Annotated in this window: 23 protein-coding genes and 1 pseudogene; 12 read left to right on the plus strand and 12 right to left on the minus strand. The window is 53.8% G+C overall.

Features of this window, described 5'->3' with window-relative positions; all coding sequences use genetic code 11:
• Positions 1 to 176: 176 nt before the first annotated feature.
• Together ACIQW9_RS08165 and ACIQW9_RS08170 are read right to left on the minus strand one after the other, a co-directional pair.
• Positions 177 to 953: a transferase spermidine synthase gene (locus ACIQW9_RS08165; protein ID WP_402335220.1), complete on the minus strand. Its 777-nt coding sequence runs from the start codon at positions 951 to 953 to the stop codon at positions 177 to 179.
• A gap of 129 nt (positions 954 to 1,082) precedes the next feature.
• Positions 1,083 to 1,436, minus strand: a complete 354-nt coding sequence (locus tag ACIQW9_RS08170; protein WP_402335222.1) for a YkgJ family cysteine cluster protein — start codon at positions 1,434 to 1,436, stop codon at positions 1,083 to 1,085.
• 189 nt (positions 1,437 to 1,625) lie between these two features.
• Here ACIQW9_RS08170 and ACIQW9_RS08175 point away from each other — a divergent pair.
• From ACIQW9_RS08175 to groL, 3 genes and pseudogenes are all read left to right on the plus strand, one after another.
• Positions 1,626 to 1,808 (plus strand): annotated as a pseudogene (locus ACIQW9_RS08175) (IS21 family transposase); the annotation flags it as partial.
• 238 nt (positions 1,809 to 2,046) lie between these two features.
• Positions 2,047 to 2,337, plus strand: coding sequence for a co-chaperone GroES (groES, locus tag ACIQW9_RS08180; protein WP_112991133.1), 291 nt, complete (start codon positions 2,047 to 2,049; stop codon positions 2,335 to 2,337).
• Between the two features lie 99 nt (positions 2,338 to 2,436).
• Positions 2,437 to 4,077: a chaperonin GroEL gene (gene groL / locus ACIQW9_RS08185; protein WP_402335226.1), complete on the plus strand. Its 1,641-nt coding sequence runs from the start codon at positions 2,437 to 2,439 to the stop codon at positions 4,075 to 4,077.
• 43 nt (positions 4,078 to 4,120) lie between these two features.
• Here groL and ACIQW9_RS08190 read toward each other — a convergent pair whose 3' ends face one another.
• Complete coding sequence (locus tag ACIQW9_RS08190) at positions 4,121 to 4,279, minus strand: hypothetical protein (protein WP_402335229.1); 159 nt, start codon at positions 4,277 to 4,279, stop codon at positions 4,121 to 4,123.
• Between the two features lie 116 nt (positions 4,280 to 4,395).
• On the opposite strand from ACIQW9_RS08190, the gene ACIQW9_RS08195 reads away from it, so the two are divergent.
• Together ACIQW9_RS08195 and ACIQW9_RS08200 are read left to right on the plus strand one after the other, a co-directional pair.
• Complete coding sequence (locus tag ACIQW9_RS08195) at positions 4,396 to 5,913, plus strand: BCCT family transporter (protein ID WP_402335232.1); 1,518 nt, start codon at positions 4,396 to 4,398, stop codon at positions 5,911 to 5,913.
• Positions 5,914 to 5,936: 23 nt separating this feature from the next.
• Positions 5,937 to 7,214 carry an MFS transporter gene (locus ACIQW9_RS08200; protein ID WP_402335235.1) on the plus strand — a complete coding sequence of 426 codons (1,278 nt, stop codon included), beginning with the start codon at positions 5,937 to 5,939 and terminating at the stop codon, positions 7,212 to 7,214.
• A gap of 205 nt (positions 7,215 to 7,419) precedes the next feature.
• Here the strand turns inward: ACIQW9_RS08200 and ylqF are convergent, their stop codons facing one another.
• Entirely contained in the window at positions 7,420 to 8,370 is a 951-nt protein-coding gene (gene ylqF, locus ACIQW9_RS08205; RefSeq protein WP_402335238.1) for a ribosome biogenesis GTPase YlqF, read from the minus strand.
• Between the two features lie 311 nt (positions 8,371 to 8,681).
• Between ylqF and ACIQW9_RS08210 the strand changes: the two genes are divergently transcribed.
• From ACIQW9_RS08210 to mltB, 5 genes are all read left to right on the plus strand, one after another.
• Entirely contained in the window at positions 8,682 to 9,713 is a 1,032-nt protein-coding gene (locus ACIQW9_RS08210) for a transporter (protein WP_402337949.1), read from the plus strand.
• 122 nt (positions 9,714 to 9,835) lie between these two features.
• A complete protein-coding gene (locus ACIQW9_RS08215; RefSeq protein ID WP_402335240.1) occupies positions 9,836 to 10,756 on the plus strand; it encodes an AAA family ATPase in 921 nt (306 codons plus the stop codon).
• Between the two features lie 27 nt (positions 10,757 to 10,783).
• Positions 10,784 to 11,782 carry a DUF58 domain-containing protein gene (locus ACIQW9_RS08220; RefSeq protein WP_402335243.1) on the plus strand — a complete coding sequence of 333 codons (999 nt, stop codon included), beginning with the start codon at positions 10,784 to 10,786 and terminating at the stop codon, positions 11,780 to 11,782.
• On the plus strand, positions 11,779 to 13,800 hold the full coding sequence (locus ACIQW9_RS08225) for a DUF3488 and DUF4129 domain-containing transglutaminase family protein (protein ID WP_402335246.1): 2,022 nt from the start codon (positions 11,779 to 11,781) through the stop codon (positions 13,798 to 13,800). The genes ACIQW9_RS08220 and ACIQW9_RS08225 overlap by 4 nt, the downstream gene beginning before the upstream one ends.
• Positions 13,797 to 14,900: a lytic murein transglycosylase B gene (gene mltB, locus ACIQW9_RS08230; protein WP_402335248.1), complete on the plus strand. Its 1,104-nt coding sequence runs from the start codon at positions 13,797 to 13,799 to the stop codon at positions 14,898 to 14,900. Before ACIQW9_RS08225 ends, mltB begins: the two co-directional genes overlap by 4 nt.
• Positions 14,901 to 14,942: 42 nt before the next feature.
• Here the strand turns inward: mltB and ACIQW9_RS08235 are convergent, their stop codons facing one another.
• Positions 14,943 to 15,497 carry a YaeQ family protein gene (locus tag ACIQW9_RS08235; protein ID WP_402335251.1) on the minus strand — a complete coding sequence of 185 codons (555 nt, stop codon included), beginning with the start codon at positions 15,495 to 15,497 and terminating at the stop codon, positions 14,943 to 14,945.
• Between the two features lie 184 nt (positions 15,498 to 15,681).
• Here ACIQW9_RS08235 and ACIQW9_RS08240 point away from each other — a divergent pair, with 184 nt between their 5' ends.
• The gene (locus ACIQW9_RS08240) at positions 15,682 to 16,248 is read left to right on the plus strand and encodes a DUF1415 domain-containing protein (protein ID WP_402335254.1); all 567 of its coding nucleotides are present in this window, start codon (positions 15,682 to 15,684) and stop codon (positions 16,246 to 16,248) included.
• A gap of 377 nt (positions 16,249 to 16,625) precedes the next feature.
• Positions 16,626 to 16,958 (plus strand): hypothetical protein, encoded by a 333-nt coding sequence (locus ACIQW9_RS08245; protein WP_402335257.1) that lies wholly within the window; start codon positions 16,626 to 16,628, stop codon positions 16,956 to 16,958.
• Positions 16,959 to 17,012: 54 nt separating this feature from the next.
• Here the strand turns inward: ACIQW9_RS08245 and cysM are convergent, their stop codons facing one another.
• From cysM to cmk, 7 genes are all read right to left on the minus strand, one after another.
• The gene (gene cysM, locus ACIQW9_RS08250) at positions 17,013 to 17,915 is read right to left on the minus strand and encodes a cysteine synthase CysM (RefSeq protein WP_402335260.1); all 903 of its coding nucleotides are present in this window, start codon (positions 17,913 to 17,915) and stop codon (positions 17,013 to 17,015) included.
• 168 nt (positions 17,916 to 18,083) lie between these two features.
• A complete protein-coding gene (locus tag ACIQW9_RS08255) occupies positions 18,084 to 18,425 on the minus strand; it encodes a ComEA family DNA-binding protein (RefSeq protein ID WP_402335263.1) in 342 nt (113 codons plus the stop codon).
• Between the two features lie 230 nt (positions 18,426 to 18,655).
• A complete protein-coding gene (gene lapB / locus ACIQW9_RS08260; protein WP_402335265.1) occupies positions 18,656 to 19,831 on the minus strand; it encodes a lipopolysaccharide assembly protein LapB in 1,176 nt (391 codons plus the stop codon).
• A 48-nt stretch (positions 19,832 to 19,879) separates the two neighbouring features.
• Positions 19,880 to 20,194, minus strand: a complete 315-nt coding sequence (locus ACIQW9_RS08265) for a lipopolysaccharide assembly LapA domain-containing protein (RefSeq protein ID WP_011871953.1) — start codon at positions 20,192 to 20,194, stop codon at positions 19,880 to 19,882.
• A gap of 158 nt (positions 20,195 to 20,352) precedes the next feature.
• Positions 20,353 to 20,658: an integration host factor subunit beta gene (locus ACIQW9_RS08270; RefSeq protein WP_011871954.1), complete on the minus strand. Its 306-nt coding sequence runs from the start codon at positions 20,656 to 20,658 to the stop codon at positions 20,353 to 20,355.
• Between the two features lie 11 nt (positions 20,659 to 20,669).
• A complete protein-coding gene (rpsA, locus tag ACIQW9_RS08275) occupies positions 20,670 to 22,391 on the minus strand; it encodes a 30S ribosomal protein S1 (RefSeq protein ID WP_083781013.1) in 1,722 nt (573 codons plus the stop codon).
• Positions 22,392 to 22,546: 155 nt separating this feature from the next.
• Positions 22,547 to 23,224, minus strand: coding sequence for a (d)CMP kinase (cmk, locus tag ACIQW9_RS08280; RefSeq protein WP_402335269.1), 678 nt, complete (start codon positions 23,222 to 23,224; stop codon positions 22,547 to 22,549).
• Between the last annotated feature and the right edge of the window lie 31 nt (positions 23,225 to 23,255).

A 23,255-nucleotide genomic window follows, 5' to 3' on the forward strand; every position in this document is an offset into this window, starting at 1 on the left:
ATCGCCGCCCTGAGCAACAGAAAGGACGCTGCCATGGCTACTTTGTTTGAACCATTAAAGTTGCGTGACTTCAAGTTGAAGTACCGGATCGGCATAGCGCCGATGTGCCAAGACTCAGCCCAAGATGGTATGCCGTCGGTATGGCACACGGTGCATTACGCCGAAAACATAAGCCATCACGTTTCTGTCGAAAAATGATTGACCAGCTGGAAAGAAGGCGTCAGTTTCGCTAGCTGCAGATCAAAGCGTTGATCCAATTTTTGCGCGCGATTGAACAGCATCGAACGAAATACGCCTACATCATTTCCTTTGACAAAAAAGGCGATGTAGTTATAGCTGTCATCGGTCCTGCACCACCATATACGCCAATCGGTTTCTTGCAGTGCATCTGCAATAGCCGGGACCATGGAGGTCGGGCGGTCCCACGAATTGGATACCAGCACGCCTTGCGGAGCAAGACTGCGCAGGCAGGCTTGATAGAAATCACTCGTACCTAGTTCGGACGCTGGCCCATCGGCAGAAAAGCCATCCAGCATAATGACATCAGCGATGCCTTCTTGCTGATCCCGCATATATACAGCGGCGTCAGCCTGGATGATTTTCAGGCGTTGGTCATCAGCCGGGATCATGAAGTGGTCGCGCAACGCAATGACTTCAGCGTGCAGCTCCAATACGGTGATGCGAGTCGAAGGAAAATGCCGATAGCAATACTTGACCAGCGATCCACCGCCCAGACCAACCATCAAGATGTGTTTTGGCGCCGCCTGGAACAACAGGAAGCCCATCATGGCCCGCGTGTAGCTCAGCAGCAGCTTGTCCGGTGCGGAAATCGACATCGCGCTCTGTATGTATTGATGGTCGAAATGCAGCGTGCGCATGTCATCGTTATCAAAGACAAAGGGCTTGCCTCCACTTTTCCGAAGCAGCACTTCGAAGGGACTGGGATTCGTCATGTGATGTGGGGACGCAGCATGTTGCCAAGGCAGCGATCAACTCGGTTGTCGCGCTTGTTGCTGCTGAACAGGCGCAAATAATGTAGCGACATATGTTGTTACCAAAATCCTTAATCTAAAAACGAGATATCACACCAATACGTGGCGTACCTGCTTGAAATAGCGATAGACCCCCTCTTCGACTTCAGGAGCAACCATTACTTCAGGCCGCCTGCCATTTGGACAGGCCAACCTCGGCGTCGTTCCAAACAGTCGACAGACCAGCGGGCGTTCCTCATATACCTGGCAGCCGCTGGCTCCCAAATGCGGGCAGCTCAATGCGGCAAGTGCGGCGTCCTGCTCCTGTTCACTCTTGCGCGGCAGCCGTGCCATTTCAACGCTGGACGCCAGCACCGGGCCGCAGCAATCGTGGCATCCCGGAACGCAGGCAAATGCGGGGATGCGTTCCCTGAAAAATTTGATTGTCTGACTGTGCTTGTCCATTAACTACTAACACCTGCGAGATTTCATGCCTTGCGAAACATGACAATGTAATTATCATCATGTGATTACATAGGATCATAGCAGCCTGTCTGCTAACGGCTGCGGATTCAACGGTTGTGTATGTTGATTTACATCGAAACTGACCTACGTGTAGAACACAATCCCACTTACCAAAGTGAGTAAGAGATATGGAGTGATCGACGTTCCCCGACTTCTCTCGACAAATGCGCGTTCAAGCTTTCAGCTTGTTAAAGACCGAGGCAACAAAGTCACACAAGCAACGTCGGACCTTGAAACAGATACGCATCGACTTGTGTGCATTGGGATATGAAGGGTCGTATGGCCGGGTTACGGCCTTCGCCAGACAGTGGAAGATGGATCAGTTAGAGAGGACCAATTCTGCAAAAAAATCAACAAACAGACTTTTATATTTGCCATTCCTCACTTGAATTATCGAACAACCGTCCCTATACTTAGCACTCACCGGAAGAGAGTGCTAACAACTTTCCCCGACTGACCAACTTTCTAGTGCGGCAGGTATGCACTGTAAAGCACGCTTTGCAGCCCATGCCGCAAATCACCATAACCTATTGAAAACTAAGGAGTTTGTATGAACCTTCGTCCTTTGCACGATCGCGTCATCGTCAAGCGCCTCGACCAGGAAACAAAAACTGCGTCCGGCCTCATCATTCCTGAAGCAGCTGCTGAAAAGCCTGATCAAGGTGAAGTTCTGGCTATCGGCAATGGCAAAATCCTCGACGACGGCAAAGTTCGCCCACTCGACGTGAAAGTCGGCGACCGCGTGTTGTTCGGTAAATATGCTGGCCAGGCTGTCAAAGTCGACGGCAACGAAGTTCTCGTGATGCGCGAAGAAGACATCATGGCAATCGTACAAAAGTGATGCCGGAATTTCGAGCGCGCGGCACTGCTGCAGCGATCGAAACATGGCGTCATCCCGCAGTGATATGTAATCACTCAACGTATATTCAGGAGCAATAACATGGCAGCTAAAGAAGTTATTTTCGGCGACGCAGCCCGTGCAAAGATGGTCGAAGGCGTCAACGTTCTGGCCAACGCAGTTAAAGTAACCTTGGGCCCTAAAGGCCGTAACGTGGTGTTGGAACGCTCGTTCGGCGCGCCTACCGTTACCAAGGATGGTGTTTCGGTTGCTAAAGAAATCGAACTCAAAGACAAATTGCAAAACATGGGCGCGCAGCTCGTGAAAGAAGTGGCTTCCCGCACCAGCGACAACGCAGGCGACGGCACCACCACTGCAACCGTATTGGCACAAGCGATCGTTCGCGAAGGCATGAAATACGTTGCAGCCGGCATGAACCCAATGGATCTGAAACGCGGTATCGACAAAGCTGTTGCAGCGACTGTTGAACAACTGGCGCTGATCTCAAAGCCTTGCACAACGACCAAAGAAATCGCCCAAGTTGGCGCGATCTCGGCGAACTCGGACTACTCGATCGGCGAGCGTATCGCTGAAGCGATGGAAAAAGTCGGCAAGGAAGGCGTCATCACTGTTGAAGACGGCAAATCCCTGAACGACGAACTCGATATCGTTGAAGGTATGCAGTTTGACCGCGGCTACCTGTCGCCATACTTCATCAACAACCCGGAAAAGCAAACCGCTATTCTGGAAAATCCGTTCATCCTGTTGTGCGACAAAAAAATCTCCAACATCCGTGACCTGCTCCCGGTATTGGAACAAGTCGCTAAAGCCGGCCGTCCACTGCTGATCATCGCAGAAGACATCGAAGGCGAAGCACTGGCAACTCTGGTTGTGAACAACATCCGCGGCATCCTGAAAACCTGTGCTGTTAAAGCACCAGGCTTCGGTGATCGTCGTAAAGCAATGTTGGAAGACATCGCTATCTTGAGCGGCGGCCAAGTCGTTGCTGAAGAAGTTGGTCTGACACTGGAAAAAATCACGCTGGAAGAATTGGGCCAGGCTAAACGTATCGAAATCGGCAAAGAAAACACCACGCTGATCGACGGTAACGGCCAAGCTGTCACGATCGAAGCACGCGTTAAACAAATCCGCGCTCAAATCGAAGAAGCAACTTCGGACTACGACCGTGAAAAACTGCAAGAACGCGTTGCCAAATTGGCAGGCGGCGTTGCAGTCATCAAAGTCGGAGCAGCTACCGAAGTTGAAATGAAAGAGAAAAAAGCACGCGTTGAAGATGCATTGCACGCTACTCGCGCTGCAGTCGAAGAAGGCATCGTTCCTGGCGGCGGCGTTGCACTGTTGCGCGCTCGCGCCAACATCAATGTCAAAGGCGACAACTCGGATCAGGAAGCTGGTATCCGCATCGTGTTGCGCGCAATGGAAGAGCCACTGCGCATGATCGTGCAAAACGCCGGTGAAGAAGCATCCGTCGTAGTAGCTAAAGTACTCGAAGGCAAAGGTAACTTCGGTTACAACGCAGCCAACGGTACTTACGGCGACATGGTTGAAATGGGTGTTCTCGATCCAGCTAAAGTAACGCGTTCGGCATTGCAAAATGCTGCTTCGATCGCTGCGCTGTTGTTGACCACCGATTGCATGGTTGCTGAAGTTGCTGAAGACAAACCAGCTGGCGGCGACATGGGTGGTATGGGCGGCATGGGTGGCATGGGCGGCATGATGTAAATGCCGGCTCTGCAGGGCTGAGCAAGTCTCAGTCCTCTCAAGCTTAAAAAAATCCCGCAAAGCGCGAGCCTTGCGGGATTTTTCTATTGGAACGACCATCGGAAGATGGCAGGCGATTGCCATCAGACATTCTTGCTGCATCTGATGTTTTTAATTTTTGCATGACCGTCTTCGACAACATTTCCCCGTTCGCTTGTGCCATGTTCTTCAAACCATTTGCATCTCACCGATCATCATTCTGCCGACAGCGATTAGAATGTTGATGCAAGCCTTGCAAGCGCCGGCAAGCATTCCTCAACAGCATGCACAGAGGCCTATATGCAATTGATTTTCTCCGCTGGATTGATTTTACTGGTCGTGCTGTGGGGAATTTTTTCACCCTTATCGCTGAGCGCCGTGTTCGACACAGCTCTGGTCAGCGTTACCAAAAATTTTGGCTGGCTCTATCTCTGGACTGTTCTGGCCCTCGTTGCATTCGCTTTCTTTCTGGCTGTCAGTCGCTATGGAAACTTGAAGCTTGGCGGCGAGGACGATGAGCCGGAGTTTTCCATCGGCGCCTGGTTCTCCATGCTCTTTGCTGCCGGCATGGGTATCGGACTGGTGTTCTGGGGCGTGGCCGAGCCGATCTCTCATTATTCTTCCGCTCCGCCCGGCATTCAATCCGGCACGCCGGAAGCGGCTAACGCGGCCATGCGCTATGCATTCTTCCATTGGGGGCTGCACCCATGGGCCGTGTACGGCATTGTCGCGCTTGCGATTGCCTTCTTCCAGTATCGCCGCCAGGGCGTTGCGCTCATCAGCGAATCGACCAAGGCTTTACCGTGGGCGCCGATTCAACGGATGTCAGGGCTGTTCAATGTCCTCGCGATAGTCGCCACCGCATTTGGCGTTGCCGCCTCATTGGGAATGGGTGCGCTGCAGATCAATAGCGGCCTTGAAGCCGTATTCGGACTACCGGTCAGCAAGACAGCGCAAGTCGGCATTATTCTGGTCACCACTGCGGTATTCGTCACCTCTGCCGTTACCGGAGTCGCCAAAGGCATCAAGCTGCTTTCCACGGTCAATATGGTGGTTGCTGCCGCACTGACTCTTGCCGTCTTCCTGCTTGGCCCTACCGTTGCCATCATCGATACGCTTACCAATACGCTCGGTTCCTATCTCAGCGAATTTATCCGCATGAGCTTGCGCATGACACCCTTCCGCGACAGCAGCTGGGTCGGTGGATGGACATTGTTTTATTGGGCCTGGTGGATTTCGTGGTCGCCATTTGTCGGGCTGTTTATTGCCCGCGTATCGCGCGGCCGTACCATACGCGAGTTTATTATCGGTACCGTGCTTGCCCCTTCACTCGCTGCATTCATCTGGTTTTCGGTATTCGGCGGGACCGCTTTATATATGGAAATTTGGGGGCATGTGCCTATCGTCGATGCAGTCAAAGCCGATGTATCGACAGCTCTCTTTACCATGTTTAGCGCCATGCCTCTGGGCATGCTGATGTCCATTGTTGCGACGCTGCTGGTATTCGTGTTCTTCGTTACTTCGGGCGATTCGGCCACGCTGGTACTGGGCATCATGAGTACGGGCGGCAATCCCGACCCTTCTGCCAAAATCAAGATGGTATGGGGTGCACTGGTTGCGGGCATCGCCATCAGCCTGTTGCTCGCTGGCGGCCTCAAGGCCATACAGACGGCAACCATTCTGTTCGCGCTGCCATTTACGCTCGTGATTCTTTTGATGGTGGTATCGCTGTGGCGTGCGATCCGCGAAGACTGGGATGAAGAACAGCGACAGGAAAGAGAATTGCGCCGGCGCATACGGGAAATAACATCAAAATGACTTTACGGATGATTGAATACTAGATGGAGAAAAACTCTTCGGCAGGACAGGCAATAGCGGGCTTATTGCTACCGCTCTCTTCACTGCTTAGCGGTGCCGGTTTGCTGGTAGTTGGCGTCGGCCTGCTTTTTTCCGTTCTCGGTTTGCGCGCGGTCATGGCGGATTTTTCGACCGTGGTGACCGGGCTGATCATGTCGGCGTATTTTGTCGGCTATATTCTCGGCACCTATCTCTGCCCTGCCATCATCCGGCGCGTAGGACATATACGCGCGTTTGCTGCCATGGCTTCCATCGCATCGACCATTCCCATCCTGCACGCCTTGTGGGTAGACCCGTGGTTCTGGGGTGCCTTGCGTCTGATAACAGGAATTTGTCTGGTCGGACTTTACATCGTCATTGAAAGCTGGCTGAACGTACTTGCACCAAGCAATCATCGCGGCAAGGTATTTTCCATCTATATGTCCGTGACCTTTATCGCACTGGCCCTGGGGCAGTGGCTAATTCTGGTAGGAGAAAAAAATGGCTTCGTACAATTTGCACTGGTCTCCGTGCTCTTTTCGTTTGCCCTGCTGCCGATTACGCTGACACCGGTAAAGGAACCGGTATCCGTCGCGCCGCCTCAACTTGGCTTACGTAATCTGTACAAGATTTCGCCACTCGGATTTGTCGGCGCGATCGCTTCCGGTTTATTGAATGGCGCTCTCTACAGCATGGGCGCCGTCTATGCGCAGGCTGTCGGCTTTAGCGATCTTGGCGTTGCCACCTTCATGGCGGCGACCATTCTGGGTGGTGCGCTCTTTCAATGGCCGGTAGGACATTATTCCGACCGGCATGATCGACGCTTCCTCATGCTATGGATTTGTATCGGCAGCGCATGTCTGGCGACACTCGGCTTTTTCTTCTCCAGAGCATCGGAAGAGACACTGATTCTGATCGGCATTCTTTACGGCGGTTTTGTCTTTACGCTGTACGGCTTGAGCGTTGCGCACGTTAACGATTTGATCGATCCATCCCGCGTACTTGAAGTGACCGGCGGCCTCTTGCTGTTGCACGGGATCGGCGCGGTCATCGGCCCGACGGTTGCCGGCGCCATGATGGATATCCTGAACCCGGAAAGTCTGATGCTTTATTTTGCGCTGGTACTCAGCCTGTTCGCCGTATTTTCCGTCTATCGCATCAAGGCTGCACCGGCAGTACCGGAATCGGAAAAATCTCACTACGTCGTCATGACAGGCAGCTCACCCGCCATTCTGCAAGTCGATGCATTGGCAAACACGAATGAAGAAAATGTCAGCGAATGAACCGCCGGATACGTAACAAAACTTCCGAACACGTCTTGTTACCGTACCCAGGATGGAGCCCGACCTACATTCTCCCTTGCCTGCAGACTTGACCCATCACGCAAGGATGAAATGTTGTCGGCCATATTGCAGCCGCACCTCATCCAACAAAAAACCCGCAAGTTTTATACCTTGCGGGTTTTTGATATTTCCTGCCGAGGCTTATTTAACGGCGGCGTGAAATTGCATCGTCACGATTTTCTTCCGGCGCATCTTCTGCACTCTCGTCTGCCACATCGCTCAACGATGGCGGTGGCTGGAAGGTGGCCAGCAACTCGACGCGACTTTCCGGTGTCTCCAGGCTGATACGCCCCAGCAGGCCGGTACGATAATCCTGCAGAAAAATATGCGCGGCTTTTTCCAGATCGAGTTCGCCACCCTTGATGCGCAGACCGCGACGTACAGCCACGCCTTCGATCACACTGACACCATCTATACCTTCGGTCTTCATGCCATAACGTGCTGCCACCAGCGCGGGATAACGCGCCAGGATGATATCGGCAAGAAAAGTCGCGACTTCTTCTTCGATCAATGCATTGCTGCCGATCGCATGGCTGGCGGCCAGCATCAGGCCATCGCTCGGATACGCAATCTTGGGCCACATCATGCCGGGCGTGTCGGTCAGCACGATGTTATTGCCGAGATAAAGACGCTGCTGCATCTTGGTCACGGCAGGTTCATCACCGACCTTGGCAACACGCTTTTTCAGCAAGGCATTCATCAAGGTCGATTTGCCGACGTTGGGTATGCCCATGATCATGATGCGCAACGGTTTGAGCGCGGTGCCGCGATGCGGTGCGATCTTCATGCTCAGGGCAGGAATCTTCGCCACATCGGACGGTTTCTTGCAGCTCAGTGCGACGGCGTGCACGTTTTTCTGTTTATTGTAAAAATCCAGCCACTGCTGGGTTGCGGCGGGATCAGCCAGATCACTCTTGTTGAGGATCTTCAGGCAAGGCCGCTGCCGGAACGTGCGCAATTCTTCGATCATCGGATTGCAACTGGCTTGCGGCACGCGCGCGTCCAGCACTTCGATGATCATATCGACCTTTTCCATGGCCTCCGCCGCTTTCTTGCGGGCGGCGTTCATGTGGCCTGGGTACCATTGTATGGACATGCGTGACTTTATCTGAGGGAAGCAAGCCGCTATTTTACTCGCTCGCAGCCCTGCCCGAAGCAAAGCATGCCTGCATTCTGCAGATTGCAGGCTGGCAGCCATTCCCGATTGTCATATCCATGTCATATCCCGGGCGCAGCATAGCTTTGCAGCGCCAACGGAGTCTGGCGTGAAAATGACTCCGACCAATTACCGTACAGCGCCTTTTCAGCTGCTAAGCGCGCTGCGTTGTCAGAAAAATTATCTATTGTGCATCGTCCTCCTATCCTTCTCTATCCCGGCATGCCGACCTTCGCTACGGAGCGGCAATGATGGTCACCAGCGGCTTGAGCTATGGCTCCGATCAATCCGGCCTGATCTGGGGCTATTTGTTCGGCCCCACAACGCAGGATGAAACGCAGGCAATGCTGCTCAGTTCCGCCGCAGCGCTGGCGTGGCTGAAGAATCCGCAGGAGCGCGCTCCCGGCGAATTCATCTGGCTGCATTTCAATCTGAGCAATACCGCCAGCGAAAAATGGATGAGCGAGCACGCACACGTCGCCGATGAATTCAATGAGGCACTGCACGACGGCTCGCGCTCGACCCGCATCGAACTGGCCGATGACACATTGATTGCGGTCGTCAATGACGTACTGCACAACTTCTCGCTGGATTCCGCCGACACCGCAACCTTATGGCTGAGCGTGACGCAACATGTTGTCATCAGCGCGCGCCGCACACCGCTGAAATCGATAGAGCGTTTGCGACAGGCGGTGGAACGCGGCGATGCCATACGCTCATCGGTGGAACTGCTGGTACACCTGTTGCGTGATCAGGCCGACGTCCTGGTCAGGATCGTGCGTGATGCGGTGGCACGGGTCGACAAGGTGGAAGACAGTCTGCTCGCCGGCCGCCTGAACAAGCAACGCACGGATCTCGGCGCGCTACGACGCATACTGGTGCGTCTGCAGCGTCTGCTGGCGCCGGAACCGGCCGCCCTGTTTCGCCTGCTGCAAAAGCCGCCGGGCTGGGTAGCCGAACGCGATACGCAGGAATTGCGTCAATCGACCGAGGAATTTTTCGTCGTCCTGAGCGACATGAGTTCGCTGCAGGAACGCATCAAGTTGCTGCAGGAAGAAATCGCCGCCCAGGTCAATGAGGAAAACAGCCGCAGCCTCTATGTACTGACCATCGTCACGGTGCTGGCACTGCCGATCAATATCATCGCCGGCTTGCTGGGCATGAATGTCGGTGGCATACCGCTGGCGGAGCACGCATACGGCTTCTGGATCGTGGCCGGAATCGTCGCCACCTTTACCGTGGTGGCCGGCTGGTTTGTCGTGCGCAAGCAAAAACAGGATTGATCGCTCGCCCGACATACTCCAGAGCAAGTCAATCTCGCATAAAATCTGACGGCTATTACAAATTCTGCCCGGCGCGCGATCTACAGGCTGCGCCACTCTTCAAACCGTCCACGGAAGAATCCATGTTCGCCAAAGTGCATGCAGTTGCAAAACAGGTCAGTGAAATTGTCGTCGGCAAGGACACCCAAATCCGCCAGGCGCTGGTATGCCTGCTGGCTGGCGGCCATTTATTGATCGAAGACGTGCCCGGCGTCGGCAAAACCACGCTGGCGCATGCACTGGCGATCTCGCTCGGCCTGCAATTCAACCGCCAGCAGTTCACCAGCGATTTGCTGCCGGCCGATGTGGTCGGCATTTCTATCTTCGATCGCGAAAAGAACGCTTTCGTGTTTCACCCCGGCCCCATCTTCACGCAAGTGTTGCTGGCCGATGAAATCAATCGCGCCACGCCGAAAGCACAATCCGCATTGCTGGAAGCAATGGAAGAACGGCAAGTGACTTCCGACGGCGTGACACGCAATCTGCCACAGCCTTTCTTCGTCATCGCGACACAGAATCCGACGCATCAGATCGGCACCTTCCCCTTGCCGGAATCGCAAATGGATCGATTCCTGATGTGTCTTTCACTCGGCTACCCGGATGCAGCTTCCGAGCGCGCCCTGCTGATGGGCGAAGACCGGCGCACGCTGTTGAAAGCCATGCGCATGGCCATGCAGCCGGCTGACCTGCTTGCTGCGCAAGCCGAACTGAAAAAAATTCATGCGTCGGCTTCGCTGATTGATTACATCCAGGCGCTGGCACAGGCCTCGCGCCAGAACGGCATGTTCGCCGAAGGCTTGAGTCCGCGCGCAACGATAGCCTTGCTGCAGGCGGCGCGCGCATGGGCGGCAATGGAAGGACGCAATCACGTGATCCCCGAAGACGTGCAAGCAGTGCTGGTGCCAGTCGCCGCCCATCGTCTGCGTCCCTTGAAATCGGTAGCCGGCAGCGCCTTGAGCAGCCGCGATCTGGTGCTGCAGTTGATGAAATCGGTCAGCGTTTAATTCTGCGCGCATGCACACGCAGAATTCATGATCAAGTCTTTGCAAAAAATGTTTCAGCACTGGACGGCCCGCTGGCTGTTCAGGCTGCGCGATGCGGAAGTCGGCGAAGTATTTTTGAATCAGCGCCGCGTCTTCATCGTGCCTACCCGCGCCGGCCTCACGTTCGGTGTGATGCTGGTGGTGCTTTTCCTGTGCTCGGTCAACTACAGCCTCAGCCTCGGTTTTGCACTGACGTTTTTGCTGGGCGGCTGCTCCATCGTCGACATGCATCTGACCTTCCGCAATCTAGCGCATCTTTATCTGCGCCCGGGCCGTGCGCCAGCCGTGTTCGCCGGCACCGATGCACAGTTCGAATTGCATCTGGAAAATCGCCGCAAGCATGACCGCTATGCGATCTGGCTGGCTTTCATCGGCGATGATTTGCCCGTGCGCGAGCATGTCACCGATATTGCCGCCGACAGCAGCAATATCGTCATGCTCAGCGCACCCACGCAGGAGCGCGGCTGGTGCCATGCGCCGCGCATCCGCTTGCAGACACGCTTCCCGCTGGGATTGTTGCGCGCCTGGAGTTACTGGCAACCAGCGATGCGCGTGCTGGTTTATCCGCAGCCGGAAGAGGACGGCCCGCCACTGCCCTTGCATGAAGATGAAACAGCAGATGGCCGCGGCCATGTCGGTCATGACGATTTCGCCGGCATACGCGCCTACCAGGCCGGCGATTCGATACGCCATCTGGCATGGCGGCAAATTGCACGCATCGACGGCGGTGCATTGGTGACCAAACAGTTTGAGGGCGGCGCCAGCAGCGAGTTGGCCATCGACTATGCGACATTGCCCCGGACTATGGATGTGGAATTGAAGCTGTCGCGCATGACGCACTGGGTGCTGGCGGCAGAAATGCGCGGCCTGCCCTATGCCTTCCGTCTCGGCAACAGCGACTTCCCGCCGGCTATCGGACCGGCGCATCAGGCTGCATGCCTGAGCGCGCTGGCGCTATTCGAACGAACGTCGGAGCGTGCAGCATGAGTTTTCTGCACAGGATTTTTCCATTCTCCACACGCCCGATGTCGCGCGACAAGGCCGATACCCTGCTCCTGCTGTTCGCTTGCGGCCTGGTGCTGGCACCGCATGCCTTGCACCTGCCCTTGTGGATTACCTGCCTCAGCATTGCCTTGATGCTGTGGCGCGGCTGGATCACCTTTCGCGGCAATCGCATGCCGCCGCGCTGGCTGTTATTGCCGTTAGCCGTGGCCGCAATGGCCGGCGTATACCTCAGCTTCAAAATGTTTTTCGGCCAGGATGCCGGCGTGGCGATGCTGGTGCTGCTGCTCACATTCAAGCTGCTGGAGATGCATGCCGGCCGCGATTTGTTTGTTGTCGTGTTTCTGAGTTTTTTTCTGCTGCTGACAAATTTCTTTTATTCGCAAACCATCGTCACCGCCTTGCTGATGAGCGCGGCTGTGATTGTGATCCTGACCGCACAACTGTCGTTCCAATATACCGGCGCGGTACCGCCACTGCGTAAGCGCCTGCGGCTGGGTGCAATGATCTTTGCGCTGGCGGTGCCGCTGACGATCATATTGTTCCTGTTATTCCCGCGTATACAAGGCCCGCTGTGGGGCATGCCTGGCGCGGCCAACTCCGCACGCAGCGGTTTGTCCGACAGCATGGCGCCGGGAAATATCTCGCAGCTTGCGCTATCCGGCGAGATTGCCTTTCGCGTCAAGTTCATCGATCCGGCGCCGGACAACGCCAGGCTGTATTGGCGCGGCATCGTGCTCGGTCAATACGACGGCCGTACGTGGAGTCGGCAGTCGCCGCGCAATCAGGCAAATCCGCCGCTGCAATGGGAGCCGCGCGGCCAGCCTGTGCGCTATCAAGTCACGCAGGAACCCACTTCACGCCGCTGGCTGTTTGCACTGGAGTTGCCGCAGTCTGCACCGCAATTGCCCAACAACCGCAGCGGCATCACACCCGATTTTCAACTGGTTGCACAACGCCCGATTGCAGATCGCGTCCGTTACGATGTGGCGTCCTATCTGGACTACACTCTGCAGCCGAATGAAAGCCAGCTTGCCTTGCAACAGTGGCTGGAACTGCCGGCAAGCTACAACCCGCAGGCACTAACCTTCGCCGCCGAGCTGCGCAAGACCTCGGGCGACGATCTGGTGCTGCTCAACAAGGTTCTGCAATTCTTCCGGCAGGAAAAATTCAGCTATACCCTGCAACCACCACTGCTGGGACGTAACAGCGTCGATGAATTCCTGTTTTCCACTCGCGCCGGTTTTTGCGAACATTACGCGGGCGCTTTCGTGGTGCTGATGCGGGCGATGAATATCCCTGCACGTGTCGTGACCGGTTATCAGGGCGGGCAGATGAATCCCGTGGATGGCTACATGACCGTACGTCAATCGGATGCGCATGCGTGGGCCGAAATCTGGATAGAAAAACGCGGCTGGCTGCGGGTAGATCCGACTGCCGCCGTTGCGCCCGAGCGGATCGAGCGCAACCTTGCCGGTGCCGCGACGACGACAGCATTGGGCGGCCTGCTCAATGTGAACATTAGCCCCGATTCATGGCTGCGAAAAATGCGCTTTCGCTGGGATGCCGTCAACAATGGCTGGAATCAATGGGTATTGAATTACACGCCGGAACAGCAAAAGAGTTTGCTACGCACGCTGGGCTTCGGTAACATCGACTGGCGCGCGATGACGGCATGGATGTTTGCGTTCGGCGCTGCGATCATGTTGCTGATTGCACTCGTATTAAGTACCAATCGCAAAAAAATCGACCCCATCGATGCCTGCTATGCAAAGCTCTGCAAACAAATGGCGCAATGGGGTTATCCCCGTCATCCGCATGAAGGGCCACGTTCTTACTCCAGACGATTGCTGAGCTCTGCTTCCACACTCACGCAAGAGCAGAAACAAGCCCTCAAGAATTTTCTGATCCTGTATGAAGCAGCACGTTACCGTCCGCTTGAGAAATCTTCGCTGCCAGACGTGCTGTCCAAACTCAAAACACTATTGAAGCTATCCCGATGACATCTTCCTTTTTTTCCAGCCGCGCTTCGCTATTCGCACTCTCCTCCGTTCTCGCCCTCAGCGGCTGCGCCTTTGCCCATGAAGGCGGCAAGAAACCGCAGACCACGGTCAAGGCAAAGAAAGTTGTCAAACCGGTGCAAGGCGATGAATTCGCCAACTTCAACCAATGGCGCGATGTAGCGGACTTTATCGACCAGATGGTGGAAAAGAACGGCTTCGACAAGAAGGAGCTGCAAAACACTCTCAGCAAAACGCATTACGTCGATAGCGCCATCCAGCTCATGAAACCGGCACCGCCCGGCAAGCCGAAAAACTGGGCCGCTTACCGTAGCCGCTTCGTCGAGCCGGTACGCATTGATGCCGGCGTCGCCTTCTGGAATACCTATGCCGATGCACTGACGCGCGCCGAAAAACTGTATGGCGTCCCGGCGGAAATCATCGTCGCCATCATCGGCGTGGAAACCGTGTATGGCCGTAATACCGGCAACTTCCGCGTGATGGATGCCATCACGACGCTGGCATTTGCCTACCCCGACACACCGAATCGCAGCACACGCATGGCTTATTTCCGCGGCGAGCTGGAAAACACCTTACTGTTCGCGCGCGACGAAAAAATCGATCCGTTTTCATTGCTGGGTTCTTATGCCGGCGCCATCGGCTGGCCGCAATTCATGCCCGGCAGCATACGTAGATTTGCCGTCGATTTCGACGGCAATGGTCATATCGATCTGCGTAACTCACCGGTCGATGCGATCGGTAGCGTCGCCAACTTCCTGGTGCAGCACGGCTGGCGCACCGGCGAGCCTACGGTCTTTCCCGCCACCGTGGATATGACGGAAAACTGGCAGCGTTTTATCGGCCAGGGTCTGGAAGCAAAATTCAGCGTGGCGGAATTAAAGGCTGCGGGCGTCACGCCGACGATAGAACCACCGTCCGACATGCTGTTCGGTCTGGTAGATTTGCAGAATGGTGCCGAGGCCAGCGAATACTGGCTGGGCGCACCCAACTTTTTTGCGATCACGCAATACAATCGCAGCTTTTTTTATGCAATGTCGGTGATCGACCTGAGCCGCGCAGTGCGTGCGGCACGCAATTACTGAAACCCTATCGAGGGTGAATACGCGCGTTTCGCGCTCGCTGCCTTATCGTGCAGTAGCTGCCGGCGCCTTCAATGTCTGTAAATCGATCAGCAGCGACTCACCATCGCCGTTGATCCAGACTTGCGCATCTTGTATCGTGCATTGCAACTGCATATTGCGTTGCGCGAGTTTGGCCAGCGCCTGACTGGTCGCGGCAGGAAGGTTGAATACACTCAGATTTTTCGCCCGTTCCACTTTGCCGGCGATTTGAGTCCACCAGATATTGCTCATGCTGCTGTAGCTGTAAATGATGACCTGGCTGGAACGACCGCAGGCTTTCATGATGCGTTTTTCATCCGGCTGGCCGACTTCTATCCACAGATCAATCGCGCCGGTCAAATCCTTGCGCCACAAATCCGGTTCGTCATCCGCGCTCAAACCTTTGCCGAATGCCAGCGCTTCGCTTGCGTGCAATACGAAGGCCAGAATTCTCACCATCATGCGCTCATCGGTTTCAGAAGGATGGCGTGCAATCGTCAGCATGTGACCGTCATAATATTGCCGGTCCATGTCGGCAATTTGCAGATCAGCTTTGAAAATGGTGGATTTGAGGGCCATGAATTGTGCTCTTGATAAAAATGTCTGGATGAAGCGCAGTGCTTAACGGTGGCAAGAATAGCCGATCTACCACGCTCGTAGCGATCATTTTTGCATCTGCAATTGATTTCGCAATATTGCTGCGCTCACAAAATCGGCAATGGATGCAAACGTTTAAAATAGAGTCTCTATAGAAATGAGCAAAATGCATACGTCTACTCTCCCAGCATCACATGACGCGATTGTCGCCGCGACCAAAACCTGGCTTGAAAAGGCTGTCATCGGTTTGAATCTGTGTCCGTTCGCCAAAGCAGTGCACGTCAAAAATCAAATCCGCTATGTCGTCAGTACGGCCCGAAACACGGATGCATTGCTGGACGATCTGGAAGCTGAACTGCAGACTTTACATGCCGCAGATCCCGCCGAGATCGATACGACCCTGCTGATACATCCTGATGTATTGCAGGATTTCCTGGATTACAACGATTTTCTGGAAACCGCCGACGGGGTGGTTGAAGAACTGGAGCTGGATGGAGAAATCCAGATTGCCAGTTTTCATCCGCACTACCAGTTTGCCGGCACTGGCGCGAACGATATTGAAAACTACACCAACCGTTCGCCATATCCGATCCTGCATTTATTGCGGGAATCCAGCATTGAAAGTGCAGTAGAAGCATTTCCGCAGGCAGAAACCATCTTTGAAAAAAACATGGAAACCTTGCGCGAACTGGGACTGGAAGGCTGGCAACAATTGGGCTTGAGCAAACCCTGAACCATGATCCGGGCAGAATTAACATCGCTGTCATCATTGAAATCGCTTGAATTTACAATGATAAATTGCCTATTTGGCAATGAAATAAGTAAAGCATTACGCTCGCCAAATCATGTTGTAAAAAGAAAGCTTGTTTTCGGGAACTCTTGCCTCACTATATAGACATAGAAGATATAAAAAGAGCATCTAGTTTTAATTGCTTTTTTGGAATTTTTTGCTATATTGGTTGCTCATGGTTAATTTTTTCATATGTAATATTGAAAAAATGCATCTTCGTTTGCAACTTTACCAACGTGACAACGCTCCAATAGTAGCCGATGAAATTGCAGTAGCTTGCATTTCCCCATCCTCCTTTGACACTTTGAATCGAAGACATTATGACTACTACAGATAGCCAAACAACCAGCAACCGACTCGCCGATCAGGTTGCCTATGATCCCAATCATTTGCTGGATTCGTTGATTGAAAAACTGCACCTGAAAAACGATGCAGCCTTGTCGCGCGCATTGGAAGTCGCACCGCCAGTCATCAGCAAAATCCGCCATCGCCGCTTGCCGGTAGGCGCATCGCTGTTGATTCGCATGCACGAAGTAAGCGACTTGAGCATTCGTGATTTGCGTATCCTGATGGGTGATCGTCGCGATAAATTCCGTATCAGCGACAAACAGTTCAAGCCGAAGGATGGCGTGGCGGTAGAGCAGGCAGAATAAAAACAGTCAGCGTATTATTACGCTGACTCGATACCTGGTTCGATTCTTCCCGGCTCAGGCCGGGAAGACGCCTGTTGAAAGATAGCGATCGCCACGGTCGCAGACGACGAATACGATCGTCGCATTTTCAACAGTCTGAGAAATTCGCAGCGCGACTTCGCACGCGCCTGCCGCAGAAATCCCGCAGAAAATTCCCTCTTCCATTGCCAGACGTCGCGCCATTCGTTCGGCAACTCCCTGACTGACATATTCCAGCTGATCGACCTTGCTTGCATCGTAAATCTTGGGCAGATAGGCTTCCGGCCATTTTCTGATACCGGGAATCTGTGAACCCTCTTCCGGCTGCACGCCAATGATCCTGATGTCCGGATTTTTTTCCTTCAGGTATTCGGAGACACCGATGATGGTGCCGGTAGTGCCCATCGCACTAATGAAATGCGTGATTTTCCCGCCGGTATCACGCCAGATTTCCGGCCCGGTAGTTTCATAATGCGAACGCGGATTGTCTGGATTGGCAAACTGGTCGAGGATCAAGCCTTCGCCATTTTTCTGCATTTGCTCTGCCAGATCGCGCGCATATTCCATGCCGCCCGCTTTCGGCGTCAGCACAATTTTCGCGCCATACGCAGCCATCGCCTGACGACGCTCTTCACTTAAATTTTCCGGCATCAGCAAGATCATCTTGTACCCGCGCATCGCCGCAACCATCGCCAGTGCGATGCCGGTATTGCCGCTGGTTGCCTCGATCAAGGTATCGCCTGGCTTGATGGTGCCGCGCTCTTCAGCATGCTTGATCATGGACAAGGCTGGCCGGTCTTTTACCGAGCCGGCTGGATTGTTGCCCTCCAGCTTGCCGAGAATGACGTTGTTGCGACGCGCCGACTCTTCGCCGTCCATGCGCTTGAGTTGTACCAGCGGCGTGTTGCCGATGGTGTCTTCGATAGTCAAATATTGCATAAGGGAGATAGAATTTTTCCTGAAGAATGTCATTTTAATCGACTGCGCCAGTGCGCGTACTAATCCGATTGTAAACGGTACGCGCAATAAAAAGCCCTGGCGATTGTTATCGTCAGGGCCATCAGTCCTCACACGCCTGGAATTTTCCTTACAACGACCTCTTGAAGATCACTGCTTGGCAGTCTTTTTTGGTTCTGCTGCCTTTTTGGCTTTATCGGTTTTACCTGCAGCAGGCCCTGATTTGGCAGCGCCATTCACGGTCAAGCCAGCTTGTGAAAATTTCTCCGAACTCTTCTCGCCTATACCCTTCACGCGTGTCTGCAGATCATTCCAGTCCTTGAAATTTCCGCCTTTTTTGCGCTCCTCCAGAATGGCCTTCGAGGTTGTCGGGCCTATGCCCTTGATACCGTCAAGCGCAGCCTGGTCGGCTTTGTTGACGTCAACATCCGCAAACGCAAAACTGATAGAAACGAACAAACCTGCAAGCACCAGCAATAATTTATTCAACATGAAATGTCTCCAGTTTATTGGTGAAAAAGCTCAGAAAAGACAGGCATGATGCCTGGATTTATTGCCTATAAAACAATAAATCGACTGGAACTCTAGCAGCAATTCAATGGGCTGACCTTCCCATAAACAGGTGAGTTTTCGTAATCGAGGGGATAAAAAAATGCCAGTGATGACACTGGCATGAGTACTTGGCAGGCATGGTATTGGTCATGAGCAATGCCATGTGCACGTCAATTCATGACATTCAATTCTTCAGTGCGGCGCGGCGGATAACTTTCCCATTTGCTGCAGCCGGGACATTGCCAGTAATACTGGCGCGCCTTGAAACCGCAATTGCTGCACTGATAGCGCGCCAGTTTTTGCGTATAGCCGTGCACCAGATTCTTGACCATCGACAGCTCGGAACGCATCTCCGGCGGCGCATCCAGCAAACGTGCTTCCAGTAGCTTGTCCAGTCCCAGCAAGGTCGGCGTCCGGCGCAGTTCATCGCTGACCATTTGCGTCGCTGCATCCACTCCTTCCAGCTCCAGCACAGCCTGAAACACGACTTCCAGCAAATCGATGGAAGAGGCTTCGGCCAGATAGAATTTAAGCAGGTTCACGCCTTCCTGCGACCTTCCGACGGCACGATAACCATCCATCAAGCGTTGCGCCACCAGCGCCACATGCGGCACGCTTTGATGCTCCACGCGACGCCATGCCAGCAGCGCGGCTTCGATATCATCCTTGGCGAGGAAGGCATCGCCCATCAGCATCGTTGCCCGTACGTTCTTGCGATCAGCAGCCAGTGCTTTTTCCAGCAGCACAATGGCGGCATCGGCGTGGGTATGCACCAGCTCATCCTGCGCCAGCTCGCAATAGAATTGCGCAATTTCCTTTTGCCGACCGCCGGCGCCCGACTCCTGTAGCGCACCGGCCGCTTCGATGGCGCGCGTCCATTCTTTTTCACGCTGATAGATTTCCAGCAGGGCGCGATGTGCCTGCGCACTGTACTGCGTCTCGACGAGCAGGTTGAAGGTTTCTTCCGCACGATCCAGCAAACCTGCATTCAGATAATCCTGCCCCAATTCATACTGCGCATGCACTTTGTGCTCCTGCGGCAGATCGGGACGTGCAAGCAGATTTTGATGGACGCGAATCGCCCGCTCAGTCTCGCCGCGACCACGAAACAGATTGCCGAGAGCGAAATGCAGCTCGACAGTCTCCGGGTCCAGCTTGACGATTTCAATGAAAGCGTCGATCGCCTTGTCGGGCTGCTCGTTGAGCAGAAAATTCAAACCCTTGAAATAGCCGCGCGGCAAAGTGCGCGACTCGGAAACCAGTTGTTTGATATCCACGCGTGCAGCAATCCAGCCCAGGGTAAAAAAAGCGGGGATAGCGAGCAACCACCAGTTTTCAAATTCCATGCAATGTCGTATTCATGATTGATTGATCAAATTGGCAAAACCCGCCACTTAGAGCGGCGTCACCGCATCCGGCTGTGGCGGCTGGGATTTGGCCTGCAGTTGCGCCTGCGCCTCATCCTGTATGGCCACCAGTGCTTTCTTGTTCTTTGCTACTTCCCTGCGCGAACGGAACACCATAGGCAACATGGCCAACACGCCGAGCACTGCGCCGGCAACAAAAAACCCCAGCAGCAATAAAACCAGCGGTCCCTGAATTACGTAACCCAGAAAAAAACGCAATGTCACTTCGTCCGTATTCTTCAGGGCGAAGCCGAAAAAGATGATGAAGAATATGAGGGCAAGGATTCTGAACAGGATCTTCATGATGCTGATTCCTTTATTTAGGCGGAATGGATGGCCTTTACGCCGACCAAATCGATATAACTTTAACTAGCGAAATTGTACGTGAAAAAACGGCATCTTCGGATGGCGTAAAAAAAAACGGCATCCGAAGATGCCGTTCTTATTTCGCTGCAAACAACTCAGTCTTCAATGATCGGTTGCCCTACCATCGCATCCACTCGCTCCCGTAACTGCTTGCCAGGCTTGAAGTGCGGCACCCGTTTTTCCGGAACCATCACCTTGTCACCCGACTTCGGGTTGCGACCGATACGCGGCGGGCGGCTATTGAGTGCAAAGCTGCCAAAACCACGGATCTCGATGCGCTGTCCGGTCGCCAGGGCGTCGGACATTGCGTCGAGGATGGTTTTGACTGCGTAATCCGCATCCTTGGCTACCAGTTGCGGATAACGCTCAGCCAAACGAGCAATGAGCTCCGACTTTGTCATTGATGCTGAACTTAGTTCTTGCTGTTATCGAGCTTAGCTTTGAGCAATGCGCCGAGGCTGGTCGTACCGGATGCAGCGTTCGAATCCGACGACATTTTTTGCATTGCTTCCTGCGTTTCAACATTGTCTTTCGCTTTGATCGACAGTTGGATACCGCGTGCTTTACGGTCAACGTTGATCACCATAGCTTCAACAGTGTCGCCAACTTTCAGGTGTGTACCAGCATCTTCCACGCGGTCGCGGGAGATTTCGGAAGCGCGCAAGTAGCCTTCAACTTCTTCGGACAATTGGATCACTGCGCCTTTAGGCTCAACCGATTTAACGGTACCAGTAACCAACGCGCCTTTGTCGTTCATGGCAGCGAAGTTGTTGAATGGGTCGCCTTCGAGTTGTTTAACGCCGAGGGATACGCGTTCACGTTCCACGTCGATTGCCAACACGATTGCTTCCAGCTCATCGCCCTTCTTGAAGCGACGAACAGCTTCTTCGCCTGTTTCCGTCCAGGACAGATCGGACAGGTGAACCAGGCCGTCGATGTTGCCAGCCAGACCGATGAACACGCCGAAGTCGGTGATCGATTTGATCGCGCCGCGGACTTTGTCACCTTTCTTGTGGGTGACTGCGAAGTCGTCCCAAGGATTGGCTTTGCACTGTTTCATGCCGAGGCTGATACGACGACGTTCTTCGTCGATTTCCAGAACCATGACTTCAACTTCATCGCCCAATTGGACAACTTTGTTTGGTGCCACGTTTTTGTTGGTCCAGTCCATTTCGGAAACGTGAACCAAGCCTTCGATGCCTTGTTCAACTTCAACGAACGAGCCGTAGTCGGTCAGGTTGGTGACTTTACCGAACAGGCGTGTGCCTTGTGGGTAACGACGTGACAAACCGGTCCATGGATCGTCGCCCAATTGCTTGACGCCCAGCGAAACACGGTTTTTCTCTTGATCGTACTTGAGAACTTTGGCTGTGATTTCTTGGCCGACAGTCAGCACTTCCGATGGGTGACGCACACGACGCCATGCCAGATCGGTAATGTGCAACAGGCCATCGATACCGCCCAGATCCACGAACGCGCCGTAGTCGGTGATATTTTTGACGATACCGGTAACTACCGTACCTTCTTTGAGCGTTTCCATCAATTTTTGACGCTCTTCGCCCATCGATGCTTCGATGACAGCGCGGCGCGACAACACAACGTTGTTACGCTTGCGATCGAGTTTGATGACTTTGAATTCGAGGGTTTTGCCTTCGAATGGGGTCGTGTCCTTGACAGGACGTGTATCGACCAGCGAACCCGGCAAGAATGCGCGGATGCCATTGGTCAAAACGGTCAGACCGCCTTTGACTTTACCGTTAACGGTACCGATAACGATTTCACCGGACTCCATCGCTTTTTCAAGCGAGAGCCACGACGCCAGGCGTTTAGCCTTGTCGCGCGACAGGATGGTGTCGCCAAAACCGTTTTCGAGGGATTCAATTGCGACGGAAATAAAGTCGCCAACGTTGACTTCGAGTTCGCCATTGTCGTTTTTGAATTCTTCGATTGGAATAAATGCTTCCGATTTCAAGCCGGCGTTCACGATCACGAAGTTGTGGTCGAGACGAACGACTTCAGCCGAAATCACTTCACCGGAACGCATGTCCTGGCGAGTCAACGATTCTTCAAAAAGAGCGGCAAAACTTTCCATGCCAACAGGGGTATCTTGCGTGGAGGTGACAACAGTAGTCATAGGTTTAAACAAGTTGACCAGAATTCGGGTATATCCAGTTACTGCTTGCATACACAAACAACAAAAGGAAGCGAATAATGGGTTAGGTTTTTCAACGTCTGCCCGACTTTGCGTCTGGCAGACAACGGGTACAACAATTATTTTTGCAACAATTTCTATACAGCCTTCTTCATATCGGCATACCAGCCTAGTACCTGTTCCACCGCCTGACTCACGGTCAAATTCGAGGTATCCAGCAAATACGCGCCCTCTGCAGGTTTTAACGGAGCGACAGCCCGATTCACATCGCGCGCATCCCGTTCGTTCAAATCCTTCAGAAGGTCTTGTATATTAGCAGAAAACCCCTTGTCAATCAATTGCTTATAACGTCTTTGGGCGCGCGCTTCGGGACTCGCGGTCAGAAAGACTTTCAGACCGGCATCCGGGAAAATCACGGTTCCCATATCGCGCCCATCCGCAATCAAGCCCGGCGCAGCGCGAAAACGCAGTTGCAAAGCCACCAAAGCCTGACGCAATGCAGGCAAAGCGGCAATTTTCGAGGCTGCATTACCTACTTCCTCAGCACGTATCGCCAGCGTTACATTCTCGTCGGCAAGAAAAATGTCACCCTCCCTGAAGCTGCACTGCAGCGTTTCCGCCAGCTTTGCTAGGGCCTGCTCCTCGTTGAGCGCCACCGTATTCCGCAGCGCGGACAAAGCCGTCAGGCGATACAGGGCGCCCGAATCGAGGTAATGAAAGCCCAGTTGCGTCGCCACCAGCTGCGCCACTGTGCCCTTGCCGGAAGCCGTCGGGCCATCAATGGCGATAACGGGGATATCAGGAAATGAAGTCATGTCGCAATCCATTCATCCGCAACCGAGCCAC

It is taken from the genome of Herminiimonas sp. NPDC097707 (genome assembly GCF_044761395.1).
Taxonomy (GTDB): domain Bacteria; phylum Pseudomonadota; class Gammaproteobacteria; order Burkholderiales; family Burkholderiaceae_D; genus Oxalicibacterium.